Consider the following 15,372-nt stretch of genomic DNA (forward strand, 5'->3'; position numbering starts at 1 on the left):
GGCCCCCGACATGATGAGGCCGCGCCGCGTTGAAACCGTCCAGTTGCTGCGCGCGCTGCAGCACCTGCCCTCGGGCCTGTCCTCGGTTCGCTATGGTTCCCTTCCGGTTGCCGAGTCCGAACGCGCGGAGGTGGCTGTGACGGGAGTGGCGCTCGACTCCCGCTCCGTCCTGCCGGGGGACCTTTACGCCGCGTTGCCGGGGGCGCGCCGCCACGGTGCCGAATTCGCCGGCCTCGCCGTCGCCAGGGGCGCCTCCGCCGTCCTGACCGACGCAGCGGGTGCTTCACTCATCGGAGCTGCCGAGCTCGACGGCGTCCCGGTGTTCACTGCCGCTGATCCGCGTGGGCTGGTGGGACCGCTGTCCCGGCTGGTGTTCCGGAGCCAGCCCGACGGCGTCGCACGTCCAGCGTTGTATGGAGTCACCGGGACGAACGGCAAGACCACCACAACCTACTTCCTCAACTCCCTGCTTCGCGCGCTGGGCCGCACCACGGGGCTGATCGGGACCATCGAGATCCTCGCCGGCGAGGACTCCATTCCCAGTCTGCTCACCACCCCCGAATCCCCCCAGGTGCACTCGCTGCTGGCGCTGATGAGGGAGCGGAAGCTGACGGCGGCGTCCATGGAAGTGTCCTCGCACGCGCTCGAATTCGGGCGCGTGGACGGGGTTGTCTTCGACGTCGCAGGCTTCACCAACCTCACTCAGGACCACCTCGACCTCCACGGCGACATGGAGCGCTACTTCGCGGTCAAAGCCCAACTCTTCGATGCCGCGCACGCACGGTCAAGAGTCATCACGGTGGATGACGCCTGGGGGCAGCGGCTCGCCCGCGAGGCGGCCCATCCGGTCACCACGCTGCTGACCACCGAGGGACGGAACGACCCGGCGAGCGGCAACGACGCCGCCGACTGGCGGGTGGGGGGCATCGAGCAGGACGGCCTCGGCCACGCCTTCACCATCACCGGGCCCGACGGCGTAACCCTGTCCCTGCGCTGTGGGCTGCCGGGAACCTTCAACATATCCAACGCCGCTCTGGCTGCGGTCATGGTGCTTTCCTCGGGGGTGCCCGCGGACGAGGTGCAGCGCGCTGCCGACAGCCGGGACCCGTTCACCATCCAGGTGCCCGGGCGCATGCAGGTGATCAGCAACCGTCCTGCCGGCATCGTCGATTTCGCCCACAACCCCGACGCCCTGGATCGCACCCTTTCCTCGGTGCGGCGGGACGGGTCACGCGTGATCGTCGTTTTCGGGGCAACGGGGCAGCGGGACGAGACAAAACGTCCCATCATGGGCGCCGTTGCAGCGCGACTGGCCGACGTCGTCATCGTCACCGACGATGATCCGCACGACGAGGATGATGCGTTCATCCGCGCCGGTGTCCTGGCGGGCGCCACCTCGGCCGTCCGCGCCGGTTCCCTGGCCACCGAGGTGCTCGAGGTGTTTCCGCGCGCGGCGGCGATCGAGCATGCGGTGCTGCTGGCGGGCCCCGATGACACCATCGTGGTCGCAGGGCGCGGACACGAAGTGTGGCAGGAGGTCAAGGGTGTCAACCATTCCCTCGATGACCGGGTGGAACTGGCCGCCGCGTTGACAAGGCGCGGATTCTCTGTGCTTCCGCAGCCGGGGATAGAATCCTGAACCGTCATGATTGAATTCAGCGCAGCCGAGATCGCGGCAATCACCGGGGGCTATCTTTCACCCTCCGCACAGGCAAATCCCTCCCGAACCGTCACCTCTGCAGCTACCGATTCCCGCGAGTGCACGGCGGGCAGCCTCTTCATCGCCAAGCCGGGCGAAAGCTCGGACGGCCACCGATTCGTGCCGCAGGCGGTTGAGCGCGGCGCCGTCCTCGCCCTGGCGGAGCGGCCCGTCACGGCAACCGGTGACGACGCAGACTTTCCTTCGGTGATCGTCCCCGACGCGGTACTGGCCATGGGCGCCCTCGCAGCGGAAGCGGTACGCCGCATCCGGGCCTTCAGTCCCCTGACGGTGATCGGCATCACCGGGTCGGCCGGCAAGACCACCACGAAGGATCTCCTGGCCGGCATGCTGGGAACCGAGGCGCCGACCATCGCTCCGGGCGGATCCTTCAACGGCGAGGTCGGGGTGCCGCTCACGGTCTTCAAAGCCGCCCTCGACACGCGCTATCTCATCATCGAGATGGGTGCCACGAAACCCGGGCACATCCGCTACCTGGCGGAGATGGTCCAGCCCGATATCGGTGTGGTCCTCGGCGTCGGGTCCGCCCACGCCGGGGAGTTCGGCGGCGTGGAGAATATTGCCGCAGCCAAGGGCGAACTCTTCGAGGCGCTCCCGTCCGGTGCAACCGCCGTCTTCAACGCGGACGACGAGCGCGTCTACGCCATGAGGACCCGCACGGCCGCCGATAAGCTCTACTTCACGTCGTCCACCGACTTTCCGACCGACGACGGCACGGTCCTGACCGCACGCGACAGCACCACTACCGCCGAGGGTCACCCCGACTTCACACTCGCCCTGCCCGACGGTGGGACACACCGGGTGATCTCACCCCTGCTGGGCCTCCACCAGGTGACGAACCTGCTTGCCGCGGCCGCAGTGGGCTGGGCCGTCGGAGTGCCGGGCGAGCGTATCGCGGCGGCCCTCCGCACCCAGCAGGCGGCGAGCCGGTGGCGGATGGAACGCACCGAGCGCGACGACGGCGTCACCATCATCAACGATGCCTACAATGCCAACCCCGAATCCATGCGGGCCGCACTACGCACCCTGGCCGAACTCGGCGCCGGCCGGCGGCGTACCTGGGCTGTGTTGGGCGAGATGCTCGAACTGGGCGAGCGGTCCATCGAGGAACACGACCTCCTGGGACGCGTGGTGGTCCGGCTGAACATCTCCAAACTGGTCGTGGTGGGGGACAACGCCCGCGCGCTCTTCAACGGCGCAGTGCTCGAAGGCTCCTGGGGTGAGGAAGCCGTCCATGTGACCGACGCCGCCGCGGCAGGCGAGATTCTCCGGGCGGAAGTTGCGCCAGGGGACATCGTGCTGTTCAAATCCTCGAACGGCGCCGGACTGCGTTTCCTCGGCGACAGTTTCACCGCGTCCAGCGGCGTGCCTGCCGGCCAAGCCACCGCCGACAGTGCCGACAGTGCCGACAGTGTCCAGTCTGAAAGCGGGACCCGGCCGTGATCGCGATACTGATCGGAGCGGCCACCGCCCTCGTCATCGGATTCCTCGGGACGCCCCTCTTCATTCGGCTCCTCGTCAGCAGGGGCTACGGACAGTTCATCCGCGACGACGGCCCCACCGCCCACCACACCAAGCGCGGTACTCCCACCATGGGCGGTGCGGTCATCGTCGGCGCAGTGCTCGTTGCCTATTTCCTGACGCACCTCGTCATGGGGATGGTCGGTGGCTCGAATGGGCCCACCGCCTCCGGGCTCCTCCTCCTGCTGCTCATAGCGGGCATGGGACTCGTCGGATTCTTCGACGACTACATCAAGATCTCGAAACAGCGGAGCCTCGGGCTGAGCGCTCCCGCGAAGATCGTGGGACAAACCACTGTGGGGGTTCTCTTCGGCGTCCTGGCCCTTCAGTTCCCCAACGAAGAGGGCCGCACACCCGGCTCCACCGCTGTCTCGTTCATCCGGGATACGTCCTTCGACTTCGCCTTCGCCGGCACCGTGGGCGGAGCGATCCTGTTCGTGCTGTGGGCGAACCTCATCATCACGGGAACCTCGAACGGCGTCAACCTCACGGACGGTCTGGACGGCCTTGCGGCAGGAGCTTCGATCCTGGTCTTCGGCGCCTACATGCTGATGGGAATCTGGCAGTCCAACCAGAGCTGCGGCTCCTCCCGCGTGGTCGGCGACGTCTGCTACTCGGTGCGGGATCCGCTGGACCTCGCCCTCCTTGCGGCTTCCCTCTGCGGGGCGCTCGTGGGCTTCCTGTGGTGGAACACCTCGCCGGCAAAGATCTTCATGGGTGACACCGGGTCCCTCGCGCTCGGCGGAGCGATCGCCGGCTTCGCGATCCTCTCGCGGACCGAACTGCTGCTGGTCATCCTGGCCGGCCTGTTCGTGGTCATCACGCTCTCCGTGATCATCCAGGTGGGCTATTTCAAACTCACCGGAGGAAAGCGGGTCTTCCTCATGGCGCCGCTCCAGCATCACTTCGAACTCAAGGGCTGGCTGGAGGTGACCGTCGTGGTGCGATTCTGGATCCTCGCCGGTCTCTTCGTCGCGGTGGCCCTCGGTATCTTCTACGCAGAATGGGTTGTGGGTTGACCAGTACACCGTCCCCGGACGAATCGGCGCCGGCAGACAGGCTCGGCAAACTCACCACCTGGGATTCTCCCTGGCGCGGCCTGCGAGCCGTGGTCGCCGGCATCGGAGCCTCGGGATTCTCGGCCGCCGATACCCTTCTTGAGCTCGGCGTCGACGTCGTCGTGGTCGACGGCCTCGATTCTCCCGAGAACCGGGCGAAGGCCGACACACTCCGTATCGTCGGTGCCGGAGCTGTCCTCCTGGGCAGTGGGCACGCCCTCACCGTGCCGCTGGTCGACGGCGAGAAGCCCGACGTCGTCGTCACCTCGCCCGGCTGGAGCCCGGCCCAGCCGTTGCTCGCCGATGCCGCACGCCGTGGCATTCCGATCTGGGGCGACGTCGAGCTGGCCTGGCGCGTGCGGATCCGGCAGGGGCGCCCGACGGCGGAGTGGCTCACCATCACCGGGACCAACGGCAAGACGACCACGGTGGGACTGACCGAGTCGATGCTGCTCGCCGCGGGCAAGCGGGCCGTGGCCGCCGGTAACGTGGGGACGCCGATCCTCGACGTGATCCGGGACCCGCAGGGCTTCGATTTCCTCGCCGTGGAGCTCTCGAGTTTCCAGCTCCACTGGTCGGACTCGCTGGCACCGCTTGCGAGTGTCTGCCTCAATATCGCCGAGGACCATGTGGACTGGCACGGCGGCTACGACGCCTATGCGGTGGCGAAGGCGAAAGTGTATGAGCGGACGAGAGTGGCCTGCATCTACAACGTCGACCAGCGCGAGACGGAACTGATGGTGGAGAACGCCGAGGTCCAGGAGGGCTGCCGCGCCATCGGTTTCACCACCGGCACCCCCGCGGTCAGCATGATGGGCGTGGTGGAGGACCTGCTGGTCGACCGGGCGTTCATCGAGCAGCGGAAGGACTCCGCAGCCGAACTGGCCTCGGTGCGGGAACTCGGCGAAGTGGTTCCACGCCATCTGGTGGCCAACGCGCTTGCAGCCGCCGCACTCGTGCGCGCAGCGGGAGTGGCACCGGCGGCAGTCCGCGAGGGCATCCGTGCCTATCGACCGGGGGAGCACCGCATCCAGGTTGCAGGCAACGAGGCGGGGGTGCTGTGGATCAATGATTCCAAGGCGACCAATCCGCACGCCGCTGCCGCTTCGCTCGCCGCCTTCTCATCCGTCGTCTGGCTGGCTGGCGGCCTCTCCAAGGGGGTCCGGTACGACGACCTCGTTCGTACCCATGCGCGGCGGCTGAAGGCCGTCGTACTGATCGGGGAGGATGTCAGCGCCCTCCGGGAGGCCCTCCGCCGACACGCTCCGGATGTTCCGGTCATTCCTGCCGTCGACCGGCACACTGGAACAGGGCAGATCCCGGCCGGCGCAGCGGATCCGGCCTACGGCCGGGCCGTCATGGACCGGGCAGTCACCGAAGCCGCACGCCTTGCCGGGAACGGCGACACAGTGCTTCTGGCACCCGCCGCCGCATCAATGGACCAGTTTTCTTCCTACGCCCACAGGGGCACAGCCTTCCTGGAGGCAGTGCGTGCGGTTCTGGAGGGGCAGGCGAAAACCTCGGAGGAGTTGTAGATGGTCACCACGCCAACCAGGCCCGGCGGGCACCAGCCGGGGGCTTCCGGATCTCCGGCGGGGAGTGAGCCGGCAAGGATCACAGCGGCAGGCGGGCTCCGGCGGGCATGGACCCTCCTGGAGGGGACGGGCCGCGCACCCAGCGGATCCAGCTACTACCTAATCCTCGGCACGGCGCTGGCACTGACGGCGATCGGTCTGCTGATGGTCCTCTCGGCGTCGTCGGTGGAAGCAATCTCCGACGGCGAGGACGAGTTCGCCCTGTTCCTGAAACAGTCTGTCTGGGCGACCGCCGGGGTGGTGATGATGCTCATGCTGTCCCGGCTCGGGCCGAAGGCCTACCGCGTGCTCGCGTGGCCGGGGCTGGGCGTGGCGATCGTGCTTCTCGTCCTCGTCCTGCTCATCGGCGAGAACATCAACGGGAACCAGAACTGGATCCGGATCGGAAACCAGAGCTTCCAACCCTCGGAGCCCACGAAGCTGGCGCTTGCCCTGTGGTTCGCCACGGTGCTCGAGCGGAAGAAGGCACTGATCCGGAACTGGAAACACGCGGTGGTCCCGGCCCTTCCCATCGGGGGGCTTCCGATCCTGCTCGTGCTGATGGGTGGCGACCTCGGCACCGGCATGATCCTCATGATGATCCTCGCGGCTGCACTGTTCTTCGCCGGAGCACCCCTGAAGATGTTCACCCTGGCCGGCATCGCCGGGATCATCGGGGTGCTGCTCCTGGTGGTGACGAGCGACAACCGCGGTGGGCGCATCAACGCCTGGCTGCGTCTGAACTGCGACAACGGCGCGGATCTCTGCCTGCAGGCCGACAACGGGTTGTTCGCGATGGCATCGGGCGGGTGGTTCGGGGTGGGCATCGGCCAGAGCCGGCAAAAATGGAACTGGATCCCGGAGGCACACAACGACTTCATCTTCGCGATCATCGGCGAGGAGTTCGGGTTGATCGGTGCAACCCTCGTCGTCGCCCTGTTCGGTATCCTGGCAGTTGCCACCATCCGGGTGGCCATGCGCTACACGGACCCGTTCGTCCGCATCCTGATGGGATCGATCCTCGTGTGGCTGATCGGACAGGCTTTCGTGAACATCGGCATGGTCACCGGCCTCCTGCCCGTCATCGGTGTGCCGCTGCCCTTCATCTCCTACGGCGGGTCGGCGTTGACCTTCACCCTGGCCGCTGTCGGTGTGCTGCTGTCCTTCGCCCGCAAGAGTCCCAAGATTCCGGGCGACGCAGCCGCCCGGTACGCATCTTCAGCCACCTCCGAAAGAGAACCCACAGCGCCATGACACGCAGCAGACCGCTTTCCGCCGTCCTGGCGGGCGGTGGCACAGCAGGCCACATCAGCCCGCTGCTCGCCATTGCACACGCCATTTCCGAACAGGAGCCCGGCGCACGGATCCACGTGGTCGGCACTGAATCAGGCATGGAGACCCGGCTGGTACCGGCCGCCGGATTCCAGCTCGAAACCATCGACCGCGTGCCGATGCCGAGGCGTCCGTCCTCCGACCTCCTGAAGCTTCCGTTCCGGCTGCTGCGCGCGATGCGTCAGGCACTGCGGATCCTCGATTCAGCAGGAGCCGACGTCGTCGTCGGTGTCGGCGGATACGTTGCCACACCCGTCTACCTGGCAGCCTGGCTCCGGCGGGTCCCCGTCCTCATCCATGAGGCGAATGCGCGCCCCGGGCTGGCCAATCGGCTCGGTGCCCGCATCGCCACCACCGTCGCCGTCGCGTTCCGGGACGCGAAACTGCCGAAGGCACAATGGGTCGGGATGCCGATGCGGCCGGAGATCTCCGGCCTGGACCGGGCAACGGACCGTGCGAACGCGCGGCTGGGCCTCGGACTCGACCCGGACCGGCCCACCCTTATCGTCACCGGAGGATCCTCTGGGGCTGCCAGCATCAACCGTGCGGTGGCCGGCGCCGCGCCCGCACTCGTGGAGGCCGGGTTGCAGGTGCTTCACATCACCGGCCGCGGGAAGCAGGTCCTCGATGCCGACGGCCATGTGCTGGCGCTTCCCGGCTACCACCAGCTCGACTACGTGGACGGGATGGAACGTGTGTACGCCGCAGCGGACCTCCTGCTTGCGCGGGCCGGTGCGGCGACGGTGTGCGAGCTGGCTGCCGTCGGCCTTCCATCGATCCTGGTGCCGTTGTCCCACGGCAACGGGGAACAGCGCCTGAACGCCGCGTCGCTCGTGACCGCCGGGGGCGCGCTGCTGGTCGAGGACTCGGACCTCACCCCGGAGTGGCTGGCTTCCACAGCGACCTCCCTGCTCACCGATTCCGCCGCCCTCGACGCCATGGGCGCCGCGGCTGCCGGGCAGGGAGTGCGCGACGCCGACCAGCGCGTCGCGGCGCTCGTGATCGAAACGGCAGGGCGGAAAGCATGAATGGCGGCTCGGAACACCAGGGCGGCCTCGCCGAGCCGGTCCACTTCCTCGGACTCGGCGGCGCCGGCATGTCGGCCGTGGCGCGGGTGCTGCTCGGGCAGGGACTATGCGTCACGGGGTCGGACGCCTCGGACTCGAAAGCACTTGCCGCACTCGCCGCCCTCGGTGCCGGCGTCCACGTGGGCCATGCCGTGGCGAACCTCGGCAACGCCGGCACCGTCGTGATCTCTTCGGCAATCCGCGCAGGGAACCCTGAACTGGTCGAAGCGAAGCGGCGCGGAATCCCGGTTCTTCACCGGTCAGAGGCCCTCGCCGCGGCCACGGCGGGCCGGCAGTTGGTCGCCGTAGCCGGCACGCACGGCAAGACGACGACGACGGCGATGATCACCGTGATGCTCCAGGGCGCCGGACTTGCGCCGTCGTTCGCGATCGGCGGCGACGTCGCGGCGCTCGGCGTCAATGCACAGTGGACCGGAGGGGACATCTTCGTGGCAGAGGCGGACGAGTCCGACGGCTCATTCCTCAACTACGCGCCGTCCATCGCCGTGGTCACGAATGTCGAGGCGGACCACCTCGACCACTACGGCACGGCGGACGCGGTGACGGCAGTGTTCCGCCGGTTCGCGGAGCTGGTCCCCGAAATTGGGCTGCTCGTCGCATGCGCTGATGACCCCGGAGCGGCACAGCTCGTCACAGGAACCGGTCCGGGCAGACGCGTGCGCACCTATGGCTACGCGGCGGAAGCGGACATCCGCATCGAGGCGACGCGCGCCCTCGGCAGCACGTCGAACAGCGTCCTGTCCTTCGTGGTGGACGGACTCGACGCCCGGCAGGATCTCCAACTCGGTGTTCCAGGGCGACACAACATCCTCAATGCAGCTGCTGCTTTCGCCGTGGCACTGGAACTCGGCGTGGATCCTGCCGTCGCGGCTGCGCATCTCGCCCTCTTCTCGGGCGCAGCACGCCGCTTCGAGGCACGGGGCGTCGGACGGGGAGTGCGCGTGTTCGACGACTACGCGCACCATCCCACCGAGGTTGCAGCAGCACTGACCGCGGCGCGCACCGTTGCCGGGGAGCACGCCGTCCACGTCCTGTTCCAGCCCCACCTCTATTCGAGGACCAGTGAATTCGCGCAGGGTTTCGCCGATGCGCTCGGCATTGCCGATTCCACTGCCATTCTTCCGGTCTACGCCGCCCGGGAGGACGCGGTGCCGGGCGTGGGGGGCTGGCTCATCGCGGACCGGATGGGACCCGCCGGCACCTATGAGGAAAATCCGGCCGCTGCCCTCGAGGCGCTGGTGGCGCGCGCCACCGAGGGGGACATCATCCTGACGGTCGGCGCCGGGGACGTCACCATGTATGGTTTGCAGCTCGTCGAGCGACTTCGCGCCGGCGAGACCGCGCCGGACGGAGCGGTTGATGTCTCCTAGGAAGCCCCCCACTCCTGCCGGCAGCAGCGCGGCGCCCGGCACGGGATCCCGTGCGAACTCGAGCCGGGTTGCCATGCTCGACGACGGCCCCGCGGTCGCCGTCCCCTCCGGCACGGCCCCCTCTCGCACGGCCCCCTCTCGCACGGCCCCCTCCCGCACGGCTGCCTCCACCTCGGCCCCCTCCGCCACTGTCCTCGAGTTTCCCGAACCGCCCCGCAGGCGGCGCCGCCGTTACGCGGTGATCTTCGTCCCACTCCTTGTGCTGGCTCTTGCGGGCCTGGTCGCCTACCTCGTGTTCTCCCCGGCGCTTGCGCTGAGGCAACTCGAGGTGCAGGGAAACTCGCTGGTTCCGACGGATGAGGTCACTGCGGCGCTTGCTCCCCTTCGGGGTGTGCCCCTGCCGCAGATCTCCGACGACCAGGTTCGGGATCTCCTGAAGGACAAGGCGCCCATCGAGGACATCGACGTCGCGGCGGAGCCACCGTCGACGCTGCTGGTGACCATCACCGAGCGGACTCCCGTGGCCATCGTGCAGGACACCAGTGGATTCGTCCTCGTCGATTCCTCGGGCCGGCGGCTGGGCACTGTGGCGGCTCGGGACGCGGTACAGCTTCCGCTCATCGACGGCGGAACCGCGGCAATCGATTCCGCGGTTTTCCCCTCCATCACCGCGGTGCTGGCGGAACTTCCGGCGGATGTCCTCGGGCGGCTGAACAGCGCCTCGGCGTCGAGTCCGGACTCCATCCAGCTATCGCTGGCGGGGGATCAAAAGATTTTCTGGGGCAGCGCCGAGCGGAACGCCGCCAAGGCAAGGGTGCTGAGCGCTCTTCTTGCGATGCCGCCGGGGGATCCGCCCGTGAAGGAGTTCGACGTCAGCACACATGATAGGCCGGTAACGCGGTAACGCGGTAACGCGGCAGCGCAGTAGGCCGGCCTGATTGATTGCAGCAATTGGTGCGACACGCGGCCGATGTCATTGCAACAGCGGCCCCGTGCCCATAGCGTCAAGATAGAAGTTACTTGACATAACGTTAACTTTCATCCTGAAGGTTAACGTTGAACGAGGTTCGGTTCCGGCCGGACGAACCCCCATACAGCGTAAAGATTCGAACAAGGGACACAGGACGTGGCAGCACCGCAGAATTACTTGGCCGTCATCAAGGTCGTCGGCATCGGCGGTGGTGGCGTGAACGCCATCAACCGGATGATCGAGGTGGGTCTCCGCGGGGTGGAGTTCATCGCGATCAACACCGACGCGCAGGCGCTGTTGATGAGCGATGCCGACGTCAAGCTCGACGTCGGCCGTGAACTGACCCGTGGCCTGGGCGCAGGCGCCGACCCCGAGGTGGGACGGCGCGCAGCGGAGGACCATTCGGAGGAGATCGAGGAAGTGCTCCGGGGTGCGGATATGGTCTTCGTCACCGCCGGTGAGGGAGGAGGGACCGGTACGGGCGGTGCGCCCGTCGTGGCCCGTATCGCGCGGTCGCTGGGTGCGCTGACCATCGGCGTGGTCACCCGGCCCTTCACCTTCGAGGGCCGCCGCCGGTCCAACCAGGCTGAGTCCGGCATCGACACCCTCCGCGAGGAGGTCGATACGCTCATTGTGATTCCGAACGACCGATTGCTCTCGATCAGCGACCGCAACGTGTCGATGCTCGATGCCTTCCGGTCCGCTGACCAGGTGCTGCTCTCCGGCGTCCAGGGAATCACCGACCTCATCACCACGCCCGGCCTGATCAACCTCGACTTCGCGGACGTGAAGTCCGTCATGCAGGGCGCCGGTTCGGCCCTCATGGGGATCGGCTCGGCCCGGGGCGAGGACCGCGCGGTCAAGGCCGCTGAGCTCGCCATCGCGTCCCCGTTGCTCGAGGCCTCGATCGACGGCGCGCACGGAGTGCTGCTGTCCATCCAGGGTGGTTCCGACCTCGGCCTCTTCGAGATCAACGAGGCAGCCCGGCTGGTCCAGGAGGTTGCCCACCCGGAAGCGAACATCATCTTCGGTGCCGTGATCGACGACGCGCTGGGAGATGAGGCCCGCGTGACCGTGATTGCCGCCGGTTTCGACCAGGTGGACGTCACGTCGCAGCCCGCTACTCCTGCGCTCAAGCCGGCTTCGGCCCCCACGGTCGGGGAGAACCGCCGCGCGGCTGCTCCCGCTTCCGCCGGGCTCGGTGCCTGGTCGCAGCAGCGTTCGGGCGGTCAGACTGTTCCGGCCGATGCAGGGTTCGACGTCGACCTGCCCGCCGTCGTGGAGCAGGACCTGTCCTCGGGCCGCTCCGATGACCTCGACGTGCCAGACTTCCTCAAATAGGGACATCCGGCGCTGTGTTTTTCTGGCGGCAGCAGGTGCGCCCGGGGTTGCACGTGGCTTTCACCAGTGCGGCCGCGGGCAACCTTGCCTTCTCGGTGGGGGATGATCCGGAGGCGACCGCGCGCAACCGCCGCGCCCTCGAGGCTTCGCTGGAGGTGTTTCCCGGGCACCTGCGCTTCATGAACCAGACCCACTCCAGTGTTGTCGCCGACGTCGAACCGTTTGCAGGCACTGGAGCGGTTGGGTCAGGCGCCGTCGTTACGCCCTCCGGGGGTTCCGGCGCCGGAGCTCCTGCGAATGCTGCTGTCCACGCTGACGCGATGGTTTCCGCGGACGGCTCGGTTCCCCTGGCCGTTCTGGTCGCCGATTGTGTGCCGATCGTGCTGGCTGACAGGCAAAGCCGCGCGACAGCGGTGGTGCATGCAGGCCGGCAGGGAATCCTCGACGGAATAGTCGGTGGGACCGTGGTGCGCCTGCGGGAGGAGGGGGCGACGGATCTCGAAGCATGGATCGGGCCGTCCGTCTGCGGGAAGTGCTACGAGGTTCCGACGTCGATGAGGGATGAATTCTCGGCTGTGGTGCCTGCCGCCAGGGCCAGCACCCGTTCCGGCAGCCCGTCCCTCGACCTTCCAGCGGCGGTTACGAGCCAGCTCGATGGGCTCGGCGTCGAGGTCGTATCCGGCGCCGTACGTGCGGACGTGGTCCTGTCCGATGGCGGGTCGGAGGCTGTACCGGCGGACGCGGCGGCGCTGGTTCCGTCGGATTCCCGCTGCACCCTTGAGAACCCCCGGCTCTTCTCGCACCGGCGTGAGCCGGGCGCGGGACGGATCGCCGGGCTTGTGTGGCGGACATGACTGATGCCCCGGGTGCGCCTTCCGGTGGCAGGCCGGCTGAACTGCGTGACCGACTGGCGGCAGTTCGGCGCCGGATAGCTGCAGCGTCGGCCGAGGCAGCACGCCCGGAGCCGACCCTGATCGTCGTCACCAAATTCTTTCCGGCGTCCGACGTTCGGATCCTTGCCGGCCTCGATGTCCGGAACGTCGGAGAGAACCGGGACCAGGAAGCAGCTGCCAAAGCGGACGAAACCGCCGACTGCGTCCTGCGCTGGCACTTCATCGGCCAGCTGCAGACGAACAAGGCGAAATCGGTGGTCCGGTACGCCGACGCCGTCCATTCAGTGGACCGTGTGGCCCTGGTGAGCGCGCTCGCCAAGGCACGGGCGGCGGAGAACGAGCACCGCGACCAGCGGGGGGAGCTGCCCCTGGAACCACTTTCCTGTTTCGTCCAGGTCAATCTCGACGACGACGCCGCCGACACCCGGGGCGGGGCACCGCCTGCACAGGTCGAGGACCTTGCGGTCCGGATCGCCGGGGCTCCGAACCTGGCCCTCGCCGGCGTCATGGCGGTCGCCCCTCGGGGAGCCGATCCACTGGCGGCTTTCCACCGATTGGGGGACCTCGCTGCCACCATACGATCCGTGGATTCCCGCGCGACGGGCATATCGGCCGGCATGAGCGCCGACCTCGAAGCAGCGATCGCCGCTGGTGCGACACACCTCAGGATCGGCTCTGATGTGCTCGGTCCGCGACCTCCATTGCGGTAGCGTCTGAGCTATAACGCCGGGGATACCGGGGTCGACACCAGCGATGCCACGGGAACGACCAGACGTTCCACTTTCTTAGATGACAGGAGTTACCATGGCTGGCGCACTGCGCAAGACAATGATCTACCTTGGGCTTGCCGATGGTGACGAGCACTATGACCCCGAGCCGCGAAGCGCACACAGCAGGAACGAGGAGTACGCAGTGGACTACGACCGCGAAGAACGCCACCTCGAGGCGGCTCCGGCAGCGCGAAGCGTATCCGTCGACGAGTACCGCGCCCCGGTGACCCCCATCAAGCGTGCGCATTCCTCTCGGGAGGATTCCTCGTCCCTGCGCCAGATCACCACAGTTCATCCACGGTCCTACAACGACGCGAAGCTCATCGGTGAGAGCTTCCGCGACGGCATTCCGGTCATCATGAACGTCACGGACATGGGTGAGTCCGACGCCAAGCGTCTCGTCGATTTCTCCGCCGGCCTGGTTTTCGGTCTCCACGGGAGCATCGAAAGGGTCACCAATAAGGTGTTCCTGCTGTCGCCGTCGTATATTGAAGTCCTTGGCGAGGACCAGAAAGCCAGTGAGGCGCAGACCAGCTTCTTCAACCAGAGCTGAGTCCGCGGGCTTCCCGGACTTGCCGCACCCCTGTAAGGCCCAAAGGACTGGAACTTCTCTGTGAGTTTGGTATTTTCCCTCGTCTACCTCGTGTTGATGTTGTTTCAACTCGCGCTCATCATCCGCATCGTGTACGACGCCGTGCAGATGTTCGCCCGCGACTGGCGCCCCAAGAAGTGGGCGCTTGTCCTGGCGACGGGCGTCTACACCGTCACCGATCCACCCATCCGGGCGCTACGGCGCCTGATCCCGCCGCTTCGCCTGGGTGGCGTCTCACTGGACCTGGCCTTCCTCGTCCTCTTCATCGCCGTCGTTATCCTGATGGGCGTGTCGGCCAACCTGGCAGTCTGAGCAGTTTAGGAACTTGGCTTCCAAAAGATATACGCTGAATTCCGGCTTGATGGAAAGCCGCCGTTCCATGTCCACGATTTCCGGTACCGAAGGCAAGGCCGTGTTGAGTGCCGGCCTTCCTGATAACTCCCACGAGGTGACCAGATGGCCTTGACGCCAGAAGACGTTGTGAACAAAAGGTTCCAACCCACTAAATTCCGTGAAGGCTACGATCAGGACGAGGTCGACGATTTCCTCGACGAGATCGTCGTGGAACTGCGCCGTCTCAACCAGGAGAACGAGGAGCTGCGGCTCCAGGTGAACGGAGCGCCTCCCGCCGCACAGCAGCCCACCTCGGTGCCGGCACCGGTTGCGGCAGGCACCGGAGCGGGAGAGGCTTCCGGCGAGGTCGGAGCCGAGGTCGCGCCCGAGCCCGAGGTCCAGAATTCAGCATCGGATCCCGCCGCCATACCGGCACAAACGGGCATCTCCTCCGCGGCATCCGCTGCAGGCGTCCTGGCGATGGCGGAGCGGCTGCACGACGAATACGTCAACGCCGGCGTCGAACAGCGCGACAAGATCATCGCCGAAGCGCAGAGCGAAGCCACAGGCCTGGTAAGTGACGCCGAGGAGAAGAGCCGCCTGACGCTCGGCGCGCTCGAGGAGCAGAAGACAGTCCTCGAGGAGAAGGTCGAGCAGCTCCGCGAGTTCGAACGCGACTACCGCTCGCGGCTCAAGGCGTACATCGAGGGGCAGCTGCAGGATCTTGATTCGCGTGGTTCAGTTGCTACCGCATCCACCGAAGTTGCAGAATCCTAGGCAGCTCCGCCCTGCGGTACGGGGCCACGCCCC

General features: G+C 67.2%; 14 protein-coding genes. All 14 read left to right on the forward strand.

Annotated elements, in window-relative coordinates; all coding sequences use genetic code 11:
* Nucleotides 1-13: 13 nt before the first annotated feature.
* The 14 genes from IWX65_RS09685 to IWX65_RS09750 all read left to right on the forward strand — a co-directional run bounded on the left by IWX65_RS09685 (nucleotide 14) and on the right by IWX65_RS09750 (nucleotide 15,339).
* Entirely contained in the window at nucleotides 14-1,639 is a 1,626-nt protein-coding gene (locus tag IWX65_RS09685; protein WP_196882560.1) for a UDP-N-acetylmuramoyl-L-alanyl-D-glutamate--2,6-diaminopimelate ligase, read from the forward strand.
* Between the two features lie 6 nt (nucleotides 1,640-1,645).
* Nucleotides 1,646-3,163, forward strand: a complete 1,518-nt coding sequence (locus IWX65_RS09690; RefSeq protein WP_196882449.1) for a UDP-N-acetylmuramoyl-tripeptide--D-alanyl-D-alanine ligase — start codon at nucleotides 1,646-1,648, stop codon at nucleotides 3,161-3,163.
* Complete coding sequence (gene mraY, locus IWX65_RS09695; protein ID WP_196882451.1) at nucleotides 3,160-4,260, forward strand: phospho-N-acetylmuramoyl-pentapeptide-transferase; 1,101 nt, start codon at nucleotides 3,160-3,162, stop codon at nucleotides 4,258-4,260. Before IWX65_RS09690 ends, mraY begins: the two co-directional genes overlap by 4 nt.
* Entirely contained in the window at nucleotides 4,245-5,834 is a 1,590-nt protein-coding gene (gene murD / locus IWX65_RS09700) for a UDP-N-acetylmuramoyl-L-alanine--D-glutamate ligase (RefSeq protein WP_196882453.1), read from the forward strand. The genes mraY and murD overlap by 16 nt, the downstream gene beginning before the upstream one ends.
* Complete coding sequence (gene ftsW, locus IWX65_RS09705) at nucleotides 5,835-7,127, forward strand: putative lipid II flippase FtsW (RefSeq protein ID WP_196882455.1); 1,293 nt, start codon at nucleotides 5,835-5,837, stop codon at nucleotides 7,125-7,127.
* Nucleotides 7,124-8,233, forward strand: a complete 1,110-nt coding sequence (gene murG / locus IWX65_RS09710) for an undecaprenyldiphospho-muramoylpentapeptide beta-N-acetylglucosaminyltransferase (RefSeq protein ID WP_196882456.1) — start codon at nucleotides 7,124-7,126, stop codon at nucleotides 8,231-8,233. Before ftsW ends, murG begins: the two co-directional genes overlap by 4 nt.
* On the forward strand, nucleotides 8,230-9,663 hold the full coding sequence (murC, locus tag IWX65_RS09715; protein WP_196882457.1) for a UDP-N-acetylmuramate--L-alanine ligase: 1,434 nt from the start codon (nucleotides 8,230-8,232) through the stop codon (nucleotides 9,661-9,663). The genes murG and murC overlap by 4 nt, the downstream gene beginning before the upstream one ends.
* Entirely contained in the window at nucleotides 9,653-10,567 is a 915-nt protein-coding gene (locus IWX65_RS09720) for a cell division protein FtsQ/DivIB (protein ID WP_196882458.1), read from the forward strand. The genes murC and IWX65_RS09720 overlap by 11 nt, the downstream gene beginning before the upstream one ends.
* Before the next feature lie 222 nt (nucleotides 10,568-10,789).
* Nucleotides 10,790-11,974, forward strand: a complete 1,185-nt coding sequence (ftsZ, locus tag IWX65_RS09725; protein ID WP_196882459.1) for a cell division protein FtsZ — start codon at nucleotides 10,790-10,792, stop codon at nucleotides 11,972-11,974.
* A 53-nt stretch (nucleotides 11,975-12,027) separates the two neighbouring features.
* Nucleotides 12,028-12,828 carry a polyphenol oxidase family protein gene (locus tag IWX65_RS09730; RefSeq protein ID WP_334683786.1) on the forward strand — a complete coding sequence of 267 codons (801 nt, stop codon included), beginning with the start codon at nucleotides 12,028-12,030 and terminating at the stop codon, nucleotides 12,826-12,828.
* Nucleotides 12,825-13,577, forward strand: a complete 753-nt coding sequence (locus IWX65_RS09735) for a YggS family pyridoxal phosphate-dependent enzyme (RefSeq protein WP_196882461.1) — start codon at nucleotides 12,825-12,827, stop codon at nucleotides 13,575-13,577. The genes IWX65_RS09730 and IWX65_RS09735 overlap by 4 nt, the downstream gene beginning before the upstream one ends.
* A gap of 94 nt (nucleotides 13,578-13,671) precedes the next feature.
* A complete protein-coding gene (locus tag IWX65_RS09740; protein WP_196822553.1) occupies nucleotides 13,672-14,190 on the forward strand; it encodes a cell division protein SepF in 519 nt (172 codons plus the stop codon).
* A 60-nt stretch (nucleotides 14,191-14,250) separates the two neighbouring features.
* The gene (locus tag IWX65_RS09745; RefSeq protein WP_196882462.1) at nucleotides 14,251-14,541 is read left to right on the forward strand and encodes a YggT family protein; all 291 of its coding nucleotides are present in this window, start codon (nucleotides 14,251-14,253) and stop codon (nucleotides 14,539-14,541) included.
* A 144-nt stretch (nucleotides 14,542-14,685) separates the two neighbouring features.
* The gene (locus tag IWX65_RS09750; RefSeq protein ID WP_196882464.1) at nucleotides 14,686-15,339 is read left to right on the forward strand and encodes a DivIVA domain-containing protein; all 654 of its coding nucleotides are present in this window, start codon (nucleotides 14,686-14,688) and stop codon (nucleotides 15,337-15,339) included.
* Nucleotides 15,340-15,372 lie beyond the last annotated feature (33 nt).

Source organism: Arthrobacter sp. CAN_A214 (assembly GCF_015751955.1).
Classification (GTDB): Bacteria; Actinomycetota; Actinomycetes; order Actinomycetales; family Micrococcaceae; genus Arthrobacter_D.

What these genes read in the sequence shown, in the direction of transcription:
- IWX65_RS09685 (WP_196882560.1), top strand. Translation starts at nt 14, where the DNA reads ATGAGGCCGCGCCGCGTTGAAACCGTCCAGTTGCTGCGCGCGCTGCAG.
- IWX65_RS09690 (WP_196882449.1), top strand. Translation starts at nt 1,646, where the DNA reads ATGATTGAATTCAGCGCAGCCGAGATCGCGGCAATCACCGGGGGCTAT.
- murD (WP_196882453.1), top strand. Translation starts at nt 4,245, where the DNA reads ATGGGTTGTGGGTTGACCAGTACACCGTCCCCGGACGAATCGGCGCCG.
- ftsW (WP_196882455.1), top strand. Translation starts at nt 5,835, where the DNA reads ATGGTCACCACGCCAACCAGGCCCGGCGGGCACCAGCCGGGGGCTTCC.
- murG (WP_196882456.1), top strand. Translation starts at nt 7,124, where the DNA reads ATGACACGCAGCAGACCGCTTTCCGCCGTCCTGGCGGGCGGTGGCACA.
- murC (WP_196882457.1), top strand. Translation starts at nt 8,230, where the DNA reads ATGAATGGCGGCTCGGAACACCAGGGCGGCCTCGCCGAGCCGGTCCAC.
- IWX65_RS09720 (WP_196882458.1), top strand. Translation starts at nt 9,653, where the DNA reads ATGTCTCCTAGGAAGCCCCCCACTCCTGCCGGCAGCAGCGCGGCGCCC.
- IWX65_RS09735 (WP_196882461.1), top strand. Translation starts at nt 12,825, where the DNA reads ATGACTGATGCCCCGGGTGCGCCTTCCGGTGGCAGGCCGGCTGAACTG.
- IWX65_RS09740 (WP_196822553.1), top strand. Translation starts at nt 13,672, where the DNA reads ATGGCTGGCGCACTGCGCAAGACAATGATCTACCTTGGGCTTGCCGAT.
- IWX65_RS09750 (WP_196882464.1), top strand. Translation starts at nt 14,686, where the DNA reads ATGGCCTTGACGCCAGAAGACGTTGTGAACAAAAGGTTCCAACCCACT.